This is a genomic window from Nocardia brasiliensis (genome assembly GCF_042691675.1).
Taxonomy (GTDB): domain Bacteria; phylum Actinomycetota; class Actinomycetes; order Mycobacteriales; family Mycobacteriaceae; genus Nocardia; species Nocardia brasiliensis_D.
In genome coordinates this window covers 476,937-498,201 of record NZ_CP170507.1, presented here as the reverse complement: position 1 = coordinate 498,201, position 21,265 = coordinate 476,937, and the positions used below count along the sequence as shown (strand labels likewise).

The following is a 21,265-nucleotide window of genomic DNA, read 5'->3' as shown; positions in this document are numbered from 1 at the left end:
CTGTCCGGGTGAGCTATGACCACGTCTTGCTGCCGTCCGGTGTCGCGTCGTCGATCCCCGAGGTCGACGCTTACCTGAGCACTCAGCAGGGGGTTCCGGAGACGAGCATGGTTACCCGGATCGCGGCCGAACTGAACACCGCCGACGCGGAACTGCCCGAAGACGACAGCTTCCTCAGCGCCGCCCCGGTGGGCGGTGGCGCGACCGGCGCGGCGCTGCGGGTCTCGTGCCCGTACGACGCGATCGGCTTCGTCCGGCAGCTGCTGTTCTCGATCGCGACACCGCTGGACTACGCGGTCTACGACCCGCAGCTGGCGTGGCTGATCGACCCGGCCGGGCATGTGCCCGCCACGGTCACCCACGGCGGCGCGGGCGAGTTCCCCTACTTGACCAAACCCCTTGCCGATCAGTGGGTTTCCGAGCTTGCCCCGCCGAACCCCTACCTGGTGGTGGAACGCGACGACCAGGTCTACATGCAGACCTACCGGGAAAAGACCGGCGCGTTCACCCTCGAATACCGAGATGGCTCGCCGGACAAGCACTTCGGTACCACGGTGCTGGACGCCCCGACGGTGTCCGCGGTCATCTGGGACTGGGCCACCGGTGACCGCAGCCGCATGCACACGCTGCCGTGGTCCCGCGTCGAACTCTGATTGCCTTGCGGCCTACTGGTTTTGCACGGCGAGGCGACCGGCCAGCGCGATGAAGGAGGCGCCGAACACCCGGCGCATCCAGGTCACCACGGCGGGCCGGGAGATGACGTGGCTGCGGACCGCCGCAGCGCACGCGCCGTAGATCGCGAACACGACGAACGTGGCGAGCATGAAGATGGCGCTGAGTTCGAGCATGCGCGCCAACGCATTCGGTGACCCGTTGGGCACGAACTGCGGCAGGAACGCGAAGAAGAAGATGGTCAGCTTGGGGTTGAGAATATTGAGCAGCACCGCCGAGATGATCACCTTGCGGGCCGACTGGGTGGTCTGCTCGCTCTCCTCGGGCACGGTGAGCACACCCTTGTCGCGGAAAGTGCTCCACGCCATGTAGATCAGGTAGGCGACACCGAGATACTTCAACGTCTGGAATGCGACGGCGCTCGCATTGAGCAGCGCCGCCAGACCGGTGATCGCCGCGATCATGTGCGGGACGGTGCCGAGCGTGCAACCGAATGCAGCGATCATGCTTGCCTTCGTGCCCCGGGAAAGGCCCGCCGCCAGCGTGAACAGCGCGCCGGTGCCGGGGGTGGCAACGATGACGAGCGTTGTCAGCATGAATTCGATGCTCATCTCCGACACAGTAACTCGTACCCGGCGTACCGCAACCCCCGCGGATTCGGGGCTGGACCTGGCGCGGAACTAGAGCGCGCGGCGTCCGGAGAGTGCGCGGCCCAACGTCAACTCGTCCGCGAATTCCAGATCGCCGCCCATCGGCAATCCCGACGCCAGCCTGGTCACGCTGAGACCGGGGAAGTCGCGCAGCATCCGCACCAGATAGGTGGCCGTCGCCTCGCCCTCGGTATTCGGGTCGGTCGCGATGATCACCTCGCTGACATCGATGCCGTCCTCCTGGTTGCCGATGCGCGCCAACAGCTCCCGGATCCGCAGCTGGTCCGGCCCGATACCGCTGAGTGGGTCGAGCGCACCGCCGAGCACGTGGTAGCGACCACGGAACTCACGGGTGCGCTCGATCGCCTGCACGTCCTTGGGCTCCTCGACCACACAGATCATGGTGCGGTCGCGGCGTGGGTCGGCACAGATGCGGCACATCTCGCCGTCGGAAACGGTGCCGCAGACCACGCAGAACTGCACGCCGTCGCGCACCTTCTGCAAGGCGGCCTGCAGCCGGTCGATCTCCGGCGGCTCCACCTGAAGAAGGTGAAAAGCGATGCGCTGCGCGCTCTTCGGACCGACGCCGGGCAGCTTGCCCAGCTCGTCGATCAGATCCTGAACCGGACCCTCGTACAACGGCTATGTCCTCGTGGCTATCAGAAGTTCGGCAGACCGGGCAGCGAGCCGCCGCCGAGTCCACCGGAGAGTGGGCCGAGGCGCTCGGCCGCGAGCTGCTGCGCGTTGGCCATCGCGGCGTTGACGGCGCCGATCACCAAGTCCTGCAGCGTCTCCACGTCCTCCGGGTCGACCGCCTTGGGATCGATGGTCAGCGAAACGACCTCACCGGACGCCTTGATGGTGACCTTGACCAGCCCACCGCCTGCCTGGCCTTCCACCTCGGCCGCGGCGAGCTCGGCCTGAGCTTCCATCACCGCCTGCTGCATCTGCTGGGCTTGGGCGAGTAACTGCTGCATGTCGAACTGACCACCGGGCTGCACGGCATATTCCTCTCTGGGGAAAGTGTCACTGATCAGCCTAGTCCTGACGCGCGGGCGGGCCGGAGCCGCCTGGACCGATCGGACGGACCTCGGTACCGAAATCCGCCCGGCAATATACGTCCCGACCGGTCGTTATGTCTCCGATGCATGGCTGGTAACAGGTTGGGTAGTTCTGGAAGCAGAGCCGCAAGATCGACTTACCATCGGATGTGAGTCGGGAGACCGGTGCGGCAGTTCGGGAGATAGCTATGCACGCGATCCGAGTACGTTTCCTGAGCACTCTGGTGCTTTCGCTGGGAATCCCCAGTCTCTTCCTCGGCTCGACCGGTCCGACGGCCGCCGCCGATTCCGATGTCACCGAGGCAGCGGCGGACTACGGCGGCGGCTGCGTCCTCTACCCGGACAACAAGGCCGCCACGATCGACTCGCTGCGCTTCCGATGTTCGGCCGAGCAGCAGGACGCCGTCTTCCGCGACGCACCCCGCGGCGATGTCCCGATGGGCGTGAAGAACGGCTGGGTGACCAGGCCACCGACGATCCAGGGCATTGCCTCCGGCTTGTGGATCGGCAAGACCTTCTACACCGGCCCCGACGGCGGCCACCTGATGAACCGCGTCACCGGCGCCGGAGTCGAAGCCTGGCCCGCACACGTCTACACCGCCCCCGCCCTACTGGACGGCAGGCCGACATGGGCCCTGAACTACGCCCCGTCCCCCACACCCCCCGTCTACGACGAAATCCGAGAGGTCACACCCGGCGTCTGGTTCGGCTACTCCTGGTGGCGCGGCGCCTTCCAACACACAATGCTGCTGACTTTCGTGCTCGCCTGAATCTTCTCGCGACACCTCGCCGCGATTGACCATTCCTCCAATTCAGGTGCGCGTCGAATTCAAGTGCGCGCCAACCTCACAGGGGCGATCATGGGCAAGTCAGATCAGTAAGGCGTCGAAGGGAGCAGTCCGGTGGAGCAGGCCACGGTGTACCGATGGAACAGCCGCAACGGCACCGGTGTGCTGACCCGCCCGGACGGGCCACCCGCGTGGTTCCACTTGTCCAGCATCGTGGAGGGGGATGTGCTCACTCTGCAAGAGGGTGATCGCGTCGACGTCGAAATCGAAAACGTTCCACAGGGGGAGTTCGAATGCAGGGCAGTATCTGTGCGCAGGCACGTCCCTTAACCACTGCCGTTGCCGCACTCGCGGCTATTTTGGCAACCGTGCTCGCGTTGGCGCCCCACGCCACCGCGGACCCGCCCGGGGGGTCTATCACTACCACCCGAATGACACTCGCTATCGCTACGACGGTCTGCACGGTAGTTTCACCGGCGATGTGGTCTACGCCAACCAGAACGCAGATGGCGGCAACAGGCTGATCTGGTCGCTTCGACTCTCGCCGTCCGTGCAGGCAATCGTGCGAGGCCCGATGAACTGCGGCGCCGTCGTCGAAGGCAAGGGCGGGTACAGCGACTACCACGCGGGCATTCCCGCCGACTACTGGTGGCACTCGGTCGTTACCGATCTTCGACTCGACACCACTTATAGGCTCCGAGCGCGCTGTGACTTCACGGCGACCAATGGGTACACCACCGCTCCTGGCAACGTCCAGTACAGCGTCGAGTTCACTATGCATTCGACGTAGCGCCACTGTTCGACGCTCCTGACACGTACGTGTCAAGCCGGATCCAATCCTGCTGACTTTCGTGCTCGCCTGAATCTTCTCGCCGAAAAGTTGACTCTCCCCCCGCTGGAGGGTGTTCGCTGGGAGGCATGACAGCGACCGTCTCCATCGGGGAGTTCGCCAGGTTGACGTACCTGAGTGTGAAAACGCTCCGGTACTACCACGACATCGAACTGCTCGAGCCCGTCGCGGTCGACTCCGGGTCCGGGTATCGGCGGTACTCGACGGACCAAGTGGCACAGGCACATCTGATCCGGCGTCTGCGTCAGCTCGACATGCCGCTGCCGGAGATCAAGGCTGTGCTGGCCGCGCCCGACGACGACACCCGCAACGTGGCCCTGCGCGCCCATCTGGAACGGATGGAAGCGGAGTTGGTCCGGACCCGCTCGGTGGTCGCGTCGCTGCGTTCGCTGCTCACCCCCGCCGCGCCGATCGCCGTCGAATACCGTTCGATCCCGGCCTTTTCCGCGCTCGCGGTCACCGACCTGGTGAGCCGGGAAGAGATCGGCCCATGGTGCCAGGCGTCGTACCCACTGCTGCACCAGACGCTGATCGCGGCGGGCATCGAACCCGACGGCGTCGACGGAGCCACCTATTCCATGGAGTTCTTCGAGAACGACCTCGGCGAGGTGGTGGCCTATGTTCCGATCCCGGCCGCCGCCAGGATCGAACCGTTCGACCGGGTATCGGTGATCGAGCTACCGGCGCGGCACTTCGCGATCGCGCTGCACCAGGGACCTTTCGACGACTTCGACCGCACCTACGGCGCGCTGGGCAGCCACGTCGCCGAGCACGACAGCGCGCTCACCGAACCGGTTCGGGAACGGTACCTGCGCGGCCCCGCCGACACCGACGACCCGACCGCCTACCGCACCGAAGTCTGCTGGCCGATCGGCCTGCTCTGAGAAAGTGGAGACAATATGACCCTGTCGCTCGCACACGTCACCGTCGACTGCACCGATGCCGCCGCTCTCGCCGGATTCTGGTCCGAGTTGCTGGACCTCCCGGTCGACCAGGGCGCGTCCGAACAATTCGCCACCATCGGCCGCGAGGCGGGGGCCTCGCCGGTGCTGATGTTCATCAGGGTGCCGGACAAGACGCCGGGCAAGAACGTGATCCACCTCGACCTGATCGCCGAGGACTGGCATCAGCACATCGAGCGCGCGGTCAGCTTGGGCGCCAAGCGCATCGGCGATTTCGACGAGTACGGCGCGAAGTGGACCACGCTGGCCGACCCCGAAGGGAATCTCTTCGACATCGGCGCGAAGTAGCCGAGACGAGCGCAGCCCGGCACTCAGGTGCCGGGCGGCGCTAATGCGTCAGGCGCTGGTGCGCATGCGTCAGGCGCTGGTGCGCATGCGTCAGGCGCTGGTGCGCGTGCGTCAGGCGCTGGTGCGCATGCGTCAGGCGCTGGTGCGCGTGCCTCAGGCGAGCTCGCGCTGCAGGTTGCCGAGCACCTCGGCCTGGATCTTCTTCAGTCCGAGTGGCGCGAAGATCCCCTCGAAGATGCCCGCGATACCGCCCGCACCCTGCCAGGTGGTGCGTAGCGTGACCTGCGAGCCCGCGCCGTCCGGCGTCACGGTCCAGGTGTTCACCATGGTGGAATTCGAATCCCGTTCGGTGACAATGGAATCCGAGACGGTGACGACGGCGTGCACGTTGCGTGTGCGCTTCTCGGTGGCCTGCAGCGTCCACTCCGCCACGGTGCCCGCGCCCTTGCCACCCTCGACGACCTTGTAGTTGCGGTAGTGCGAGGAAAGAATGCGCGGCCGCACCGTCTCGTAGTCCGAAATGGCCTCGAGGGTGCGCTGCGGATCCGCCGCCACGGCGATCGAACTACTGGCGCTGACCTGTCCCACAATGAGCTCCTTGTCCGGGTACGGTATCTCGACCGGTGTCCATCCTGCCCTGTAGCGGCTGCCGCGCGGCACAGCGGTCGAGTCGTGTGGCGAACTTCTCCGGTCGGGGCGATATTCCGCCTTGCAACATATGCGTGACATTTCTCCCGAGACGGTGCCCTCGTGGTGGTCTCACACAACGGTGCGTACTAGCGTCGAGGAGTGGCAGTGAGTCTGTTGGGGAAGGCCGGACGCGCACCGGCCGCACGCGAATCCGGGTATGCCGCGCATCAGGCCGGGGTGGATCGACTCCTGGCCAGTTATCGCGCTATTCCCGGCGACGCCAACGTGCGGCTGGCGAAGAAAACGTCGAACCTGTTCCGGGCCAGGGCCAAGAACCCCGCGCCCGGCCTCGATGTATCCGGGCTGGCAGAGGTGATCGCGGTGGACCCGGTGGCGAAGACCGCCGACGTGGCCGGGATGACCACGTACGAGAACCTGGTTGCCGCCACCCTCCCGTATGGCCTCGCACCTCTGGTGGTGCCGCAGCTCAAGACGATCACCCTCGGCGGGGCGGTCACCGGCCTCGGCATCGAGTCGACCTCGTTCCGCAATGGCCTGCCGCACGAGTCGGTGCTGGAGATGGACATCCTGACCGGCGCGGGCGAGATCATCACCGCCACCCCGGACAACGAGCACGCCGACCTGTTCCGCGGCTTCCCGAACTCCTACGGCACGCTCGGCTATTCGGTCCGGCTGAAGATCGAGCTGGAAGCCGTGCGGCCCTATGTGGCCATGCGGCACCTGCGGTTCCACGACCTGCGCGAGTTGGAGCGGACCCTCGCCACGATCGTCGACGAGAAGTCCTACGACGGTGAACGGGTGGACTACCTCGACGGCGTGGTGTTCACCGCCGACGAGAGCTACCTGACCCTCGGTCGCCAAACCGACGAGCCGGGCCCGGTCAGCGACTACACCGGAATGGACATCTTCTACCGGTCCATCCAGCACGACTCCGCCGAACCGAAACGCGACCGGCTGACCATCCACGACTACCTCTGGCGCTGGGACACCGACTGGTTCTGGTGCTCGCGCGCCTTCGGCACGCAGAATCCGAAGATCCGCCGGTTCTGGCCGAAGCGCTACCGGCGCAGCAGCTTCTATTGGAAACTGATCGCGCTCGACCACAAGTACCACATCGCCGACAAGCTGGAGGCCCGGCAGGGCAATCCGCCGCGCGAGCGGGTGGTGCAGGACATCGAGGTGCCGGTCGAACGCACCGCCGACTTCGTCGAGTGGTTCCTGCGCGAGATTCCGATCGAGCCGATCTGGCTGTGCCCGCTGCGGCTGCGCGACACCGGCGCGCCCGAGACATCCGAGCGCACCTGGCCGCTGTACCCGCTCGAGCCGAACCGCACGTATGTCAACGTCGGTTTCTGGTCTGCCGTCCCCACCGTGCCCGGACAGCAGGAAGGAGCGGCCAACCGGGCGATCGAGCGCACCGTGACCGACTTCGACGGACATAAGTCGCTGTACTCGGATTCCTATTACGACAAGGATGAGTTCGCGGCACTGTACGGCGGCAATATCTACACCGAACTGAAGAAACGCTACGACCCAGACCAGCGGCTGCTGGATTTGTATTCGAAGGCGGTGCAACGCAAATGACGACATTCAAGGACCGTTCCGACGTCTTAGCGGATCTAGGGACCAAACTCAGCATTGCCGAGATATTCGAGACGCTGATCGACGGCGAGGTACCGATCCGGCTGACCGCGTACGACGGCAGCACGACCGGCCCGGCGGACTCGAAGTACGGGCTGGAGATCAAGACGCCGCGTGGCATCAACTACCTGGCCACCGCGCCCGGCGACCTCGGCATGGCCCGTGCGTACATCGCGGGCGACATGACCGCGAGCGGTGTCCATCCCGGCGACCCCTACGACATTCTCCGGGCGATGGACGGGCTGAAGTTCCACCGCCCGTCCGCGCTCGCGCTGGTCACCATCGCCCGCTCGCTGGGCTGGGAGCGGCTCAAGCCGGTGGCGCCGCCGCCGCAGGAGACGCTGCCGCGCTGGCGGCGGATCGCGCTGGAGGGCCTGCGGCACTCCAAGACTCGCGACGCCGAGGCCATCCACCACCATTACGACGTCTCCAACAAGTTCTACGAGTACGTGCTCGGCCCGTCGATGACCTACACCTGCGCGTGTTACGGCGACGAGGACTGGACGCTGGAGCAGGCGCAGGAGAACAAGTACCGGCTGATCTTCGAGAAGCTGCGACTGAAGGAAGGCGACCGGCTGCTCGACATCGGCTGCGGCTGGGGCGGCATGGTCCGCTACGCGGCCAAGCGCGGCGTCAAGGTGATCGGCGCGACGCTCTCGGCCGAGCAGGCGGAATGGGCGCAGAAGAAGATCGCCGAGCAGGGCCTGGCCGATCTCGCCGAGGTGCGGCACTCCGATTACCGGGATATCCCGGAGAGCGGCTTCGACGCGGTGTCCTCGATCGGACTGACCGAGCACATCGGTGTGCACAACTACCCGTACTACTTCGACTACATCAAGGGCAAGCTGCGCGATGGCGGCCTGTTCCTGAACCACTGCATCACCCGGCCGGACAACACCCGGACCACCAAGGCCGGTGACTTCATCGACCGCTACGTGTTCCCGGACGGCGAACTGATCGGCTCCGGCCGGATCATCTCGGAGATCCAGAACATCGGGCTCGAGGTGCTGCACGAGGAGAACCTGCGCGAGCACTACGCGCTCACCCTGCACGAATGGTGCAAGAACCTGGTGCGGAACTGGGACGCGTGCGTCGCCGAGGTCGGCGAGGGCACCGCGAAGGTGTGGGGCCTGTACATGGCGGGTTGCCGACTCGGCTTCCAGCGCAACGTTGTTCAGCTGCACCAGGTGCTCGGCGTGAAGCTGCCCGAAGACGGCGACTGGACCGTGCCGTTGCGCCCGTGGTGGCAGCCGTAGCCCTCAGCCCACTGCCCGCTCTAGCCCAGGAGTTCGTCCAGGAATAGGGCGGGCAGTTCGATGTCTCCGGTATGGGCTGCGGCGCTGGGCATTTCGGCGCGCAGCACGCGCAGGATGGAGACGACGCCGGGGCCCGCGTCGAGCAATGGTCTGGTCCAACCCAGTTCGGCGCAAGTGGCGGCCGCGGGCAGCAGCAGGCCGGTCGCTTCGCCGACCCAGCCGGATGCGGCGAGGCATTCGGCAAGCAGCAGCGCGGCGTCCAATTGCGCTCGAGGGCGGTGCTTTTCGAGCATTCGCCCGTGCAGTGCGCGGGCGCGGCGGACGGCGCGATCGTCCGAGCCGAGCCGACCCTGGGCCAGCAGCGCGCGGATCGCGGCGACCTCCTCGGCCTCCGCGGCGAGCACCGCGGCACCGGTTATCCGATGGCCCGCGTGTAGCGGCGCGGAGGGCGATTCGGGTCCGGTGAACTGGGTGTCGGTGGTGTCCAGCGGCAAGCCGAGGCGCAGCCGTTCGGCGCGAATGTGCGCGGCCAGCCGGATCAGCCGTTTGTCGTTCGCGATCCGGGCGCCCTCGTCGAGCCGGGTCGCGGCGGTGAACAGGTCACCGAGCACCGCCTTGACCCGGGCGCCGATGACGAACGTCGAGATCAGAAAGTCGACCGGGCCGACCCTGGCGGCCAGCTGATGGCTCTCGTCGAGCAGCTGGTCGGCGGCGTCCAGATCACCACGGCGGTAGTTCAATTCGCCGAGCATGGCGGCGGCCACCCGCAGCGCGTGCGAGCGCGGACCCGACCGCGACTTCGCGACCTCCCACGCCTGCTGGAAACATTCCGTCGCCGTCCGGATGTCGAGTTGCTCGTAGGCGGCGGCCCCTCGCCCACACAGCCCGAAGACCTCGCCGAGCGGATCCTTCGACCGCGCATGGTATTCCGCCGCCCAGTCCTGGATCTCGCGGGCGCCGTCGAAGTCGAACTCGCACAGCCGCACGAACGAGGTCAGATTCGCCGCGGTGGACACGGTCCAGGCGGGCAGCTCGTCCGGCTTCTTCAGGCAATCCGCGATCCGGTCCAGCACGCCCTCGGTGTGGTCGCGGGCGATCTGATCGGCTGCGCCCAGCACGGCGGCCTGGCAGCGCTGCTGGTTCACATCCTCATCGGTCGACGAACCGCGCGCGAGAATGTTCGACAGCCTGCCGAGCGCCGTGCGCGCCGCACCGGACTGCTGCAGATTCACATTGGCCCGCGCCACCGCCATCAACAGCTTCGACCGCGAAGCCACCTGCTGCATCGGCAGTTTCGATACAGTGCCGAGCAGCGTCGCCAACCGGGACCGGTCGATCAGGTCCATGCCGCCGGTCTCCAGCAGGTCCAGCGCCATCTTGAAATCGGTGGCCGCCAGCGCGTGGTCGACCGACTTGCGCAGCAACTGGTGTTCGGCGTACCAGCGCGCCGCCTTGCGGTGCAACGACTTCAACCGGCCGGGCTGGGCACGTTCCAACCGGGCGCGCAGATGCTCGGCGAACAGCGGCTGGATCCGGAACCACTCCGGGTCGTGCTCGATCCGCCGGACGAACAACTCGCGCTGCTCGGCTTGTTCCAGCAGTTGTTCGGCGTCCTCGTCCTCCGACAGTGCCGCGGCCAGCGAACCGCACACCCGCTCGGTCACCGCGATCGACGTCAGAAATTCGAGCATCCTGGGTTCCAAGGTGGCCAGCACGTTTTCGGCGAGGTACTCGCGGATCCCGTGGTTTCCCTCGGACAGATTGGCGATCAGCTGGGCCGGATCGGCATTGCCCCGCAGCGAAAGGCTGACCAGCTGGATGGCGGCGGGCCAGCCGTCGGTGGCGGCGTGGATCTGCTCCAGCTGAGTGTCGGTGAGCGGGAAACCGTGCCGCTGCACCAGGATCTCCCTGGTCTCCTCGGTGGTCAGGCGCAGCGCGGCCGAACCGATCTCGACCAGCTCGTCGTGCACCCGCATCCGGCTGGTCGGCAGGCCGGACTGTTCCCGGCTCGTCACCACGAAGCGCAGATGGTGACATCCGTTGTCCAGCAACGCGTCCATCGCCCGGTGCGCCCCCGCGTCGGTGACCCGGTGCCAATCGTCCACGACCACCACCAGCGTGCTGCCGCTGGAATGAATCTCGTCGATGAGCGTCGAGATCACGAAAGCGGCGGCGTCGGCGGGTCTTTCCTCGAGCACCTGATCCAAGCCGGTGCCCACGTCCGGACGGACCCGGCGGATCGCCTGGATGAGGTGGGCGAGAAACCAGATCTCGTTGTCGTCATCGTGATCCACGCCGATCCAGGCGACGGGGATGCCGCGCTCGGTCAGGTCGGCCCGCCACTGGGCGGCCACGGTGCTCTTGCCGAAACCGGCGGGCGCGTGGATCACGGCGAGCCTGCGTCGGCCGCCCGCGCGCAGGATGTCCAGCAGGCGCGGGCGCGGCACCGGTTCGCGAGCCGGGGTCGGCGGCCGGAACTTGGTCGCCGCGGTCGGCGGCAAGGTCGCCGATCCACCCGCGCCGGTGTGCTGGGACACCGCGGGCCGCAGCGTCAGCGGCCAGCTGCGCCGGGCCGTCACCGCGGGGCGGGACCGAGTCGACGCCGAATCGGCGGGATGCTCGATCGGTTCGGGCGCGGAGACGGTTTCCAGCAGCGCCATCTCGTCGGGCATCTGGCCGTGGTCACGTTGCACGTTGCGCAGCAGTTGGCCGAAATCGTAGGCCGACGGCGGGCGGTCTTCGGGGTCGGTGGCCATGGCGCGCTGGATCGCGTCGGCCACGTCCGGCGGGATGTCGTGCTCGCGCAGGTCGGGCACCGGCTGAGTGGTGATCCGCAGGAACTGCGCGACCACCTTCTCCCCCGCCTGCCGCTCGAACGCCGCGTGCCCGGTGAGCAGCGCGAACAGCGTCGCGCCGAGGCCGTAGACATCCGAGCGGATGGTCGGCTCCTCGCCCTTGAGTACCTCCGGCGCGGTGAAAGCGGGCGAACCGGTGATCATGCTGCTGGAGGTCTGGAAACCGCCGGGGATTCTGGCGATGCCGAAGTCGGTCAGCTGTGGCTCGCCGTAGCCGCTGAGCAGCACGTTCGCCGGTTTCACGTCCCGGTGCAGGATCTGGGCCCGGTGCGCGCTCTCGATCGCGCCCGCGAGCTTCACCCCGGCGCGCAGCGAATCCGACCAGGTGAGCGGCCCCTGATCGCGGATCACCTGTTCCAGCGAGCCCCGCGTGCAATACGGCATCACGATGAACGGCAGCCCGCTCAGGGTGACATCGACCTGCAGGATATCGACGATATTCGGGTGCCCGGACAGCCTGCCCATGGCTTGTTCCTCGCGCAGGAAGCGCTCACGGCTTTCCAGCTCGATTTCCGAGGAGAGCACCTTCACCGCGACGACTCGATCCAACGTTCGCTGGACGCAGCGATAGACCACCCCGAAGCCGCCTCGGCCTATCTCCTTCGCCTCCGACAGCCCCATCGCCTCCAGCTCGTCGGCGATCCCGATGAGCGGATGGCGCTGGGTGTCCGAGTCGGCCGGAGACGGCTCGGGACCGACCTTGCCCGAACGCGTCCGTGGATTCATGTGACCACCTCGAACTCACATCGAATCGGCGCAAGCGGCAACCAACAAGCGCGCCGACGCACGGACATCACCTGAACCCCGCGCGATGTCCGATATGTCTGCGCATACTCCAACGTAGCGCGGCTGGGCACCCGGTGGGCGGAGTTTCGAAACAGGATGATTTCCACATCGACCTCCGCATGGTTGTGGCCGCTCGGGCCCGAGATCCGCTCCATCACATTCTGACCCCTGGCGTTGCGGAAGGCCGCGATTTGCCAGCGACCGTCCCGGCGGACCGGTGTCGCGAGGAGCGCGGTGTCCGGGCCGTAGCAGGGTGCGCGTGCGCACCGCTCGCGCGTGCGCCGAACCTAGCGGACGGCGAGGGCGATGAACTGGGTGATCTGGGTATCGGCGAAATTGTTGTCGCTCACCAGGACCAGGGTGCGCTCACCGGAGGACAGGCGAGGACCCCAGGTCATGCCCTCGACATTGTCGATGTGCGGCAGGCCGACGTCGGCGAGGTCGACCAGCAGCCGCTTGGTGACCGGGCGGGCGTTACCGAGCGGGGCATCGAGCACGTTGGTCGCGGCGCCGAGGTCGGCCTGGTAGATCCGGATCTTGTTGCCCGTACCGACGACGAAGGAGCGTTCCAGGACGAGGAACTTCGTCGGGTCGAGTGGGTCGGCGGCGAGGATCGAGGCGATGCCGTTCATCCCGAGGCCGGGCTGCGGGCGGGACTCGGCGAAGACCGGGTCCATCGGGTACGCGTACTGCGCGAGCAGTGGGCCGGACCGCGCCCGCACGGTGAGCCGTGCGGTCGCGCCTGAGGTCGTGGTCGCCAGCGGGCCGTCCTGCAGCAGCGGCCCTTCCATCGACGTCACGTACAGCGAACCACCAGCGGCGAACGTCGCTCCTTCCAGCGCCATGTTCTGCCGCGGGCCGGAATCCGGCCGCATCCGTTCGTTGTCCGGGATCGGCAGCTCGCCCGCGAAAGTACCGTCGGGACGGCTGACCCGGACCGACGGATCGGTGAGCACCGAGTCGGTGCGCTCACCCTCCTGGGTCCAGTAGTAGTCACCGGTCCACGGGTCGACCCGAATCTCCTCCGGATCCACCGACTTCGGGCCGTAAGCGGAACCATCGGCGGTCAGCAGCGGGTGAGTTCCGGTGAATTCCGCTGGGCCCACGCCGTTTTCGCCCACCGGAAAGCGGGCGGTATAGAACCGTGCGGGATCGCGCTCCGAGCGGTCGTCACTGATCAGCACGTAATCGCCGGTGCGCGAATCGAAGTCGATCCCGGACAGGCCGCCCACCGTCGTGCCCTGGTAATCCACGTTGTACGGCACGACCTGCTCGCCGAGCAATCGAACCGCGGACCCGGGCTCGGCACTCGCCGCCGGTGCCACCCCGAACGCCACCGCGATGCTCGCGACCAACAGTGTTCGCCCACGTCTTGCCAGTCCATGCACGCGCATCACGTTATCCACAGTGCGGTACCGGTAGGTGAACAGCACCCGAATCGGCCGTACCGACGCCTCTGGAAACGGCGAAAGCCCGCCACCGCGAAACACGGTGGCGGGCTTTGCCGTTGATGACTACTTGCGCAGCGAGGCGGGAACCTCGAAGCGATCGCCGTAGGTCTTGGCGAGGTAGTCGGCGCGCTCGACGAACGCGGCCTGCCCACCCGGGTAACCGACGATGAACTGGTGCACACCACCGGTCCAGGCCGGGAAACCGATGCCGAAGATCGAGCCGATGTTGGCGTCGGCGGTGGTCTCCAGCACGCCCTCGTCGAAGCACTTCTGGGTCTCGATCGCCTCCGCGAACAGCATGCGGTCGATCAGATCCTGCAGCGGCACGGTGAAGCCCGCCGTGGTCTTGAAGTGCTCACGCAGGCCCGGCCACAGACCGGTGCGCTTGCCGTTCTCGTCGTACTCGTAGAAGCCCGCCTTCTCCAGGCGACCCGGACGACCCTCCGCGACCATGTAGTCGATGACGTCCTGCGCCGGGTGGCGCTTCTTGCCCATCGTGGTGTCGCCCTGCTCGGCGGCCTCGATGGTCTCCTTGGCGATCTTCTGCATGAGCTTCATGTTCAGCTCATCCGACAGCTGCAGCGGCGCGGCCGGGTAGCCCGCCTGCAGACCGGCCTGCTCGATGGTCGCGGGCTCGATGCCCTCGGTGAGCATGGCGATCGCCTCGTTGACGAAGGTGCCGATCACCCGCGAGGTGAAGAAACCACGGCTGTCGTTGACCACGATCGGGGTCTTCTTGATCGCGAGGGTGTAGTCGAACACCCTGGCCAGCGCCTCGGGCGAGGTCTTCTCACCCTTGATGATCTCCACCAGCGGCATCTTGTCGACCGGCGAGAAGAAGTGGATGCCGATGAAGTCTTCCTGGCGCTTCACCCCGGCCGCGAGACCGGTGATCGGCAGGGTGGAGGTGTTCGAGCCGAGCAGCGCGTCCGGGGTGACGATGTCCTCGATCTCCTGGAACACCTTGTGCTTGAGCTCGGTGTTCTCGAAGACGGCCTCGATCACGAAGTCGACGCCGTCGAAGTCCTTGGCGTCGGCGGACGGCTTGATCCGATCGAGCAGCGCCTTGGACTTCTCCTCGGTGGTCTTGCCCCGGGACAGCGCCTTGGCCTCGATCTTCTCGGAGTAGTTCTTGCCGCGCTCGGCCGCCTCGATGGTGACGTCCTTGAGCACGACGTCGTAGCCGGCCTTGGCGGAGACGTAGGCGATGCCCGCGCCCATCATGCCCGCGCCGAGCACGCCGATCTTCTTGATCTCCTTCTTCGGCACATCGTTCGGCCGCGAGCCACCGTTGTTGATGGCCTGCAGGTCGAAGAAGAACGCCTGGATCATGTTCTTCGCGACCGGGCCGGTGAGCAGGTGCACGAAGTAGCGCGACTCGATGAGCGAGGCATTGTCGATGTCGACCTGCGAGCCCTCGACCGCGGCGGCCATGATCGCCCGCGGGGCCGGCATGTTCGCGCCCTTGAGCTGCTTGCGCAGGTTGGCCGGGAAGGCGGGCAGGTTGGCCGCGAAGGCCGGGCTGGACGGGGTGCCGCCGGGGATCTTGAAGCCCTTGACATCCCAGGGCTGCACGCCCTTGTCCGGGTTGGCCTTGATCCACGCCTTGGCGGCCGGGACCAGCTCGTCGATCGAGCCGACCAGCTCGTCGACCAGGCCGATCTCCTTGGCCTTGGCCGGCTTGTTGCGCTGACCCTGCAGCAGCACCTGCATCAGGGCGTTCTGCAGGCCCAGCATGCGCACGGTGCGGATGACACCGCCGCCCGCGGGCAGCAGGCCGAGGGTGACCTCGGGCAGGCCGATCTGCGAACCGGGCACGTCGGCCGCGATCCGGTAATGACAGGCCAGCGCGATCTCCAGGCCACCGCCGAGCGCGGCGCCGTTGATGGCGGCGACGACCGGCTTGCCGAGGGTCTCCAGACGACGCAGCGCACCCTTGATGGTGGCCAGCTCGTCCATCAGGGCCTGGCCGTCTTCCGGGCCGACCTTCATCATGTTCTTCAGGTCGCCGCCGGCGAAGAAGGTCTTCTTCGCGGAGGTGACGACAACACCGGTGATGGTGTCCTTCTCCGCCTCGAGCCGCTCGACGGTCGCGGTCATCGACGTCTTGTACAGCTCGTTCATCGTGTTGGCGCCCTGGTTCGGGTCGTCCATCGTCAGTACGACGATGCCGTCCGAATCCTGCTCCCAACCGATCATGTTGGTTTCGGTGCTGGTCACAGCTATGTGTCTCCCTTGAATTCTCAGCTGTCGGTTGGGATTAGACGCGCTCGATGATGGTGGCAACGCCCATGCCGCCGCCGATGCACAGGGTGATCAGCGCGTAGCGGCCGTTGCGGCGCTCCAGCTCGTCGACCATGGTGCCGGTGATCATCGCGCCGGTGGCGCCCAGTGGGTGACCCATGGCGATCGCGCCACCGTTGACGTTCAGCTTCTCGTCCGGGACGTTGAGGTCCTTCTGGAACTTCAGCACCACGGAGGCGAACGCCTCGTTGATCTCGACCAGATCCATGTCTTCGATGGTCAGGCCCGCCTTGGCCAGCGCCTTCTTGGCGGCCGGGGTGGGGCCGGTCAGCATGATGGTCGAGTCGGCGCCGCTGGTCGCGGTCGCGACGACGCGCGCACGCGGGGTCAGGCCCGAGGCCTTGCCCGCCTCTTCGGTGCCGACGAGCACCAGCGCGGCACCGTCGACGATGCCGGAGCTGTTGCCGCCGTGGTGCACGTGGTTGATCTTCTCGACGAAGTAGAACTTCTGCAGCGCGACGGCGTCGAAGCCACCCATCTCACCGATCACGGCGAACGACGGGTTGAGCTTGGCCAGGTCCTCGGCGGTGGTGCCCGGACGCATGTGCTCGTCCTTGTCCAGCACGACGATGCCGTTCTGGTCCTTGACCGGGACGAGCGACTTGGCGAAGTAGCCGCCGGTGGTGGCCTTGGCGGCCAGTTCCTGCGAGCGCACCGCGTAGGCGTCGACATCGTCGCGGCTGAAGCCCTCGATGGTGGCGATCAGGTCGGCCGAAACACCCTGCGGGACAAAGTAGGTGTCGTAGTTGGTGGCGGGGTCCAGTGCCCACGCGCCGCCGTCGGAGCCCATCGCCACGCGCGACATGGACTCGACGCCACCGGCGATCACCAGGTCGTCGAAGCCGGAGCGCACCTTCTGTGCGGCCAGGTTGACGGCCTCGAGGCCGGAGGCACAGAACCGGTTGAGCTGGAAGCCGCCGACGGTGTCGGGCAGGCCCGCCACGGTCACCGCGGTGCGGGCGATGTCCATACCCTGGTCGCCCACGGGGCTGACGACACCGAGGATCAGATCCGAGATCCGGTCTTCGTCGAGGTTCGGAAAGCGGCCGCGCAGCTCCTGGATCAGACCAACAGTCAAGTCGATCGGCTTGACCGAATGCAGCGAGCCGTTCTTCTTGCCGCGGCCGCGCGGAGTGCGGATGGCCTCGTAAATGTAGGCCTCTGTGGTCATATCGGAGTGTTCCTTCCTTAAAGGTGCGGCGGCCGGACGTCGTCCGTCCGAGCGCTCTGTGCGGCTACTCCGCGCGATGCGGGGTAGCTGCGGGTAACCTCGCCGACCGGTCCTGCGACCGACCGTGCCGTATTGAATTTGCACAACTCGCTGGGCCTACGTGGTTACGCAAGCTTCCTCCTTCGGCCCTGACGCTCGCCGTGCATACGCTGTACAAAACGCGGCATGCGACGGCGGACGCAGGTTCCGATCGCCCATACGCCTGGGCTTACCATAGAACCTCGTCGTACCGGAGCTCACGGCCACCCGTTCATACTACCGTGGTGTGCGAACTCCGGTTAACTTAACGTCTTGGCGGCGGTGGTTGTCAACCATTCAGCTGTGTGGCCCCGAGCTCACTCTTCAGCAATTCGAGGGCGACCTCGTCGGGGTCGCGCCGATCTTCCGGCGCCACCGGGACCGCCGCGGCCCGGATCATCTCCTCTTCGTCCTCGGCCGTGGCGGGCGGTACCACTCCGTCGGCAGCCCAGCCGCCGTTGCTACCTGGCTCATTGCCGACCGGGGGCTGCGCCGACTCGGGCGGCGCCGAATCAAAAGGGCCGGGATCATCCGGTAGGTCGGGAAAGTCGGGCGGGGGAATGTCGTCATCGCCGCCGAACGAGCGCGGCTTGTTCGCACCGGCGGCCCTATCCGCCGCGGCGTTCTTGGCCTGGCTCGGCCGCGAGAAACGCGGAGCGGCGGGCGCATCGGTGCCGCGCCCGGCCGCGTTGCCGGATTCACGCCCCGCCGATTGCCCGGCGCCGCGCTGGGGTTTGCCCTGCCCGCCGGTCCGAGGTGTGGCCGCGGGCCGTTGCGCGGCGCCCCCGGCTTCCCAGCGCACGTCGTGGTCCCGCCCGAGCACCGCACGGACCGCCGAGCGCACGGCATCCAGGTTGCGCGGATCGGACAGCCGCTGCGCCAATGGCGCGTGCTGATGCGCGAACACGATGACATCGCCCTCGATCCGCGCCACCGAAGCACCGGCGAGCATCGCCTGCACGGCGGCACCGAACTCACGCACCTTGGCGCGGATGTCCGCCCACGCGGCCTCGACCTCACGCAGCAAATCCGCGTTCGGCGCGGCCGAAGTTGCCGCCTGCTGCGGCTCGGCAGCCGCGTCAGGCTGGGCGTTCGCGCCAGCGTGCGCGGCCGGGCTCGACTGGGCGGCCGTGCCCGACTGGGCGGCCGTGCCCGACTGGGCGGCCGTGCCCGACTGGGCGGCCGTGCCCGACTGGGCGGTGGGACCTGGCTGAGCGACCGATCTTGACTGGGCGGCTGGACCTGACTGGGCGGCCGGGCCAGCTTGCGCGGCCGGACTTGGACGGGCGGCCGAGCTTGGCTGGGCGGCCGAACCCGACTGAGCAGCTGGGCCGCCTTGCGCGGCCGGGCCCGTCTGGGCGGAAGACGATTGTGGTGCGACGGCTTGCCCGGCGGGGCCAGCAGGCGACGCGGCCGACGATGGTTGCGGTGCGGTCGCCTGCCCTGCGCCAGCGGCAGTCGATGCCGCGGTAGCTGATGCTTGCGGCGCTGCGGACTGCTCGGCGGAGGCAGCAGTCGGTGCGGCAGTAGGTGACGGTTGCGGTGCGGCGGCTTGTCCGGCGGTACTCGACCCGGGCGCGGCGGCCTGCCCCGAGGAGTCGGACACCTGCTCGGCAACTGCGGCTGCGGGAACCTGGTGCGTTGCTTCGGGTTCCGGCACGGCCGTCGTCGAATCCTGGTCGGCCGAATCTGCCGGACCCTGGCCCGCGGCGGGACCGGACGATGCCGACTCGGGCGGCAGCGCGGAACCCACAGATCCGGCGGCCGAAGTAGAACGGTCGACAGCGGCACCCGAACCGACGACCGACGCGGCGGTCCCAGCTGCCGCCACATCCGCATCCGCGCCTACATCAACGCGACCCGTGGTGTTGCCCGGTGACCCGGCTCCGGCGGCGTCCGCAGAACCGCGTGCGGCGGGTGCGGTGCTGTCGGCCGCTGGAGCATTCACCGATCCGGCACCCCCGGCCTGGCCCTGACCGCGGCCCGCCGAGGCGTCGCCCGGAGCCGCACCCGATCCGGAAGTTCCCCCGCGAGCTCCCGGCACGGCGCTCGCACCGGTGCCGGACACGGCGGCATCGCCCGAGCCCGAGGTCTCGCGGCGGATGGCGGCCAGCGCCTCCGCACCGCGTCGGCGGGTCGATTCGGCAGACGTTCCACCGGCGGCAGGCCTGGGTGGTGCGGCCGCGGCAGGCACCGAACCCACAGTAGCGGGCGCGGCAGCGATTGTGCCGCTGGCGAATCCGCGTTCGAGTCGTTCCAACCGCTGCAATGTGGCGGATTCGGCGTCGGATACCGACGGCAACAGCATGCGGGCGCAGACGACCTCCAGCAGCAGCCGTGGTGACGTGGCGCCGCGCATTTCACCGAGCGCCTCGTGCAGCAGCTCGGCATAGCGAGCCAAGGTGGCCGGGCCGAGGCGCCCGGCTTGTTCGCGCATCCGATCGAGCACGTCGCCGGGACCGGAGACCAAGCCGCGGTCCACTGCGTCGGGGACGGCGCGCATCAGGATCAGGTCGCGCAACCGCTCCAGCAGGTCGATGGCGAAGCGGCGCGGATCGTGCCCCGCCTCCATCACCCGGTCGACGGTGCCGAACAGTTCGGCACCGTCATTGTCGGCCAGTGCCCCGATCGCGTCGTCGATCAGCGCGACATCGGTGACACCGAGCAGCGAGACCGCCCTGGAGTAGGTGACACCCTCGGGACCCGCCCCGGCAAGCAGCTGGTCGAGCACGCTGAGGCTGTCCCGCGGCGAACCACCACCCGCGCGAATCACCAAGGGGTACACCGCTTCTTCGACGGCGACCCGCTCTTGTTCACAGATCTTGCCGAGCAGTCCTCGCATGGTGTTGGGCGGCAGCAACCGGAACGGGTAGTGGTGGGTGCGCGAGCGGATGGTCGGCAGCACTTTGTCCGGCTCGGTGGTGGCGAAGATGAAGATCAGGTGGGCTGGCGGCTCTTCGACGATCTTCAGCAGCGCGTTGAAACCCGCCGTGGTGACCATGTGCGCCTCGTCGACGATGAACACCCGATACCGGGATTCCGCGGGGGCGTAGAAGGCGCGGTCGCGTAGTTCGCGGGTGTCGTCGACGCCGCCGTGGCTCGCGGCGTCGAGTTCGATCACGTCGAGGTTGCCCGGCCCACCCGGTCCGAGCGCGATGCAGGAGGGGCACCCGCCGCACGGCGTCGAAGTCGGGCCCTGCACGCAGTTCAGCGAGCGCGCGAGGATGCGCGCCGACGAGGTCTTGCCGCAACCACGCGGGCCGGAGAACAGGTAGGCATGACTGACCCGGCCGGTGTCGAGGGCGATGCTCAGTGGGTCGGTGACGTGCTCCTGACCCACTACCTCAGCGAACGTTGCCGGTCGGTACTTCCGGTACAGAGCCACGGCCAGAGGTTACCGGCGTGCACCGACAAAGAACATTCCCGCTCCTCGCCGGGCCCGGCGCGGCGGAACCCCTGCAGCGGCGCCACCAGGAATGTGATCCAAATCACAAGATTCCACCGGCCTTCTTAACGCCCGCTGAGCGACAAGAACAGCGGCAACGCGCGAGCTATCGCTGACGCGGGACCGGTCGAATGCGGGAAACTACCGCCCAATTCCCCCATGTAGACCGGAAAATATGTACTCACGCCCCGATTTACCGCAGATTTGTGGAGATAACGAAAGCGTCAACGAGGGTGACACCGACGCAATCGGCTGGCTACCGTGGCAATCGGCAACTTCGGTAGCCAAACCTTCATCAGGTTGGTTGCCCCGGCCGGTCCCTCATCCCGACCGGGGCACAACCAAAAAGTCGCCGC

The 21,265-nt window shown here is 67.4% G+C and carries 16 protein-coding genes and 1 pseudogene; 7 read left to right on the top strand and 10 right to left on the bottom strand.

Annotation, left to right across the window (positions count from 1 at the left end):
- Nucleotides 1–8: 8 nt before the first annotated feature.
- Nucleotides 9–653 (top strand): hypothetical protein, encoded by a 645-nt coding sequence (locus ACFK0J_RS02625; protein WP_378736211.1) that lies wholly within the window; start codon nucleotides 9–11, stop codon nucleotides 651–653.
- Between the two features lie 12 nt (nucleotides 654–665).
- Here the strand turns inward: ACFK0J_RS02625 and ACFK0J_RS02620 are convergent, their stop codons facing one another.
- The 3 genes from ACFK0J_RS02620 to ACFK0J_RS02610 form a co-directional block, all read right to left on the bottom strand.
- A complete protein-coding gene (locus tag ACFK0J_RS02620; protein ID WP_378736209.1) occupies nucleotides 666–1,283 on the bottom strand; it encodes a LysE family translocator in 618 nt (205 codons plus the stop codon).
- Between the two features lie 69 nt (nucleotides 1,284–1,352).
- Entirely contained in the window at nucleotides 1,353–1,961 is a 609-nt protein-coding gene (recR, locus tag ACFK0J_RS02615; RefSeq protein ID WP_218472831.1) for a recombination mediator RecR, read from the bottom strand.
- Nucleotides 1,962–1,981: 20 nt separating this feature from the next.
- Entirely contained in the window at nucleotides 1,982–2,323 is a 342-nt protein-coding gene (locus tag ACFK0J_RS02610; RefSeq protein ID WP_378736207.1) for a YbaB/EbfC family nucleoid-associated protein, read from the bottom strand.
- A 209-nt stretch (nucleotides 2,324–2,532) separates the two neighbouring features.
- Between ACFK0J_RS02610 and ACFK0J_RS02605 the strand changes: the two genes are divergently transcribed.
- The gene (locus ACFK0J_RS02605; RefSeq protein ID WP_378736205.1) at nucleotides 2,533–3,153 is read left to right on the top strand and encodes a hypothetical protein; all 621 of its coding nucleotides are present in this window, start codon (nucleotides 2,533–2,535) and stop codon (nucleotides 3,151–3,153) included.
- A gap of 104 nt (nucleotides 3,154–3,257) precedes the next feature.
- On the opposite strand, the gene ACFK0J_RS02600 is transcribed toward ACFK0J_RS02605, so the two are convergent.
- Nucleotides 3,258–3,404 carry a hypothetical protein gene (locus ACFK0J_RS02600; protein WP_378736204.1) on the bottom strand — a complete coding sequence of 49 codons (147 nt, stop codon included), beginning with the start codon at nucleotides 3,402–3,404 and terminating at the stop codon, nucleotides 3,258–3,260.
- Between the two features lie 11 nt (nucleotides 3,405–3,415).
- Here ACFK0J_RS02600 and ACFK0J_RS02595 point away from each other — a divergent pair, with 11 nt between their 5' ends.
- The 3 genes from ACFK0J_RS02595 (at nucleotide 3,416) to ACFK0J_RS02585 (ending at nucleotide 5,271) form a co-directional block, all read left to right on the top strand.
- The gene (locus tag ACFK0J_RS02595) at nucleotides 3,416–3,961 is read left to right on the top strand and encodes a hypothetical protein (RefSeq protein ID WP_378736203.1); all 546 of its coding nucleotides are present in this window, start codon (nucleotides 3,416–3,418) and stop codon (nucleotides 3,959–3,961) included.
- 128 nt (nucleotides 3,962–4,089) lie between these two features.
- Nucleotides 4,090–4,905, top strand: coding sequence for a MerR family transcriptional regulator (locus ACFK0J_RS02590; protein WP_378736202.1), 816 nt, complete (start codon nucleotides 4,090–4,092; stop codon nucleotides 4,903–4,905).
- Nucleotides 4,906–4,920: 15 nt separating this feature from the next.
- Nucleotides 4,921–5,271 (top strand): VOC family protein, encoded by a 351-nt coding sequence (locus ACFK0J_RS02585; RefSeq protein ID WP_378736201.1) that lies wholly within the window; start codon nucleotides 4,921–4,923, stop codon nucleotides 5,269–5,271.
- A 153-nt stretch (nucleotides 5,272–5,424) separates the two neighbouring features.
- Here the strand turns inward: ACFK0J_RS02585 and ACFK0J_RS02580 are convergent, their stop codons facing one another.
- Nucleotides 5,425–5,859, bottom strand: a complete 435-nt coding sequence (locus ACFK0J_RS02580; protein ID WP_378736200.1) for an SRPBCC family protein — start codon at nucleotides 5,857–5,859, stop codon at nucleotides 5,425–5,427.
- A 207-nt stretch (nucleotides 5,860–6,066) separates the two neighbouring features.
- Between ACFK0J_RS02580 and ACFK0J_RS02575 the strand changes: the two genes are divergently transcribed.
- Both ACFK0J_RS02575 and ACFK0J_RS02570 read left to right on the top strand, forming a co-directional pair.
- Nucleotides 6,067–7,506: an FAD-binding oxidoreductase gene (locus ACFK0J_RS02575; protein ID WP_378736199.1), complete on the top strand. Its 1,440-nt coding sequence runs from the start codon at nucleotides 6,067–6,069 to the stop codon at nucleotides 7,504–7,506.
- Nucleotides 7,503–8,819, top strand: a complete 1,317-nt coding sequence (locus tag ACFK0J_RS02570) for a class I SAM-dependent methyltransferase (RefSeq protein ID WP_378736197.1) — start codon at nucleotides 7,503–7,505, stop codon at nucleotides 8,817–8,819. Before ACFK0J_RS02575 ends, ACFK0J_RS02570 begins: the two co-directional genes overlap by 4 nt.
- 20 nt (nucleotides 8,820–8,839) lie before the next feature.
- Here ACFK0J_RS02570 and ACFK0J_RS02565 read toward each other — a convergent pair whose 3' ends face one another.
- From ACFK0J_RS02565 to ACFK0J_RS02545, 5 genes and pseudogenes are all read right to left on the bottom strand, one after another.
- Nucleotides 8,840–12,400 carry a protein kinase gene (locus tag ACFK0J_RS02565; protein WP_378736195.1) on the bottom strand — a complete coding sequence of 1,187 codons (3,561 nt, stop codon included), beginning with the start codon at nucleotides 12,398–12,400 and terminating at the stop codon, nucleotides 8,840–8,842.
- A gap of 347 nt (nucleotides 12,401–12,747) precedes the next feature.
- Nucleotides 12,748–13,854: an esterase-like activity of phytase family protein gene (locus ACFK0J_RS02560; protein ID WP_378736193.1), complete on the bottom strand. Its 1,107-nt coding sequence runs from the start codon at nucleotides 13,852–13,854 to the stop codon at nucleotides 12,748–12,750.
- Between the two features lie 120 nt (nucleotides 13,855–13,974).
- Nucleotides 13,975–16,110, bottom strand: coding sequence for a 3-hydroxyacyl-CoA dehydrogenase NAD-binding domain-containing protein (locus ACFK0J_RS02555; RefSeq protein ID WP_378742570.1), 2,136 nt, complete (start codon nucleotides 16,108–16,110; stop codon nucleotides 13,975–13,977).
- A 61-nt stretch (nucleotides 16,111–16,171) separates the two neighbouring features.
- Nucleotides 16,172–17,386 (bottom strand): acetyl-CoA C-acetyltransferase, encoded by a 1,215-nt coding sequence (locus tag ACFK0J_RS02550; RefSeq protein WP_218472822.1) that lies wholly within the window; start codon nucleotides 17,384–17,386, stop codon nucleotides 16,172–16,174.
- Between the two features lie 1,720 nt (nucleotides 17,387–19,106).
- Nucleotides 19,107–20,849: pseudogene (locus tag ACFK0J_RS02545) on the bottom strand (DNA polymerase III subunit gamma and tau); the annotation flags it as partial.
- Between the last annotated feature and the right edge of the window lie 416 nt (nucleotides 20,850–21,265).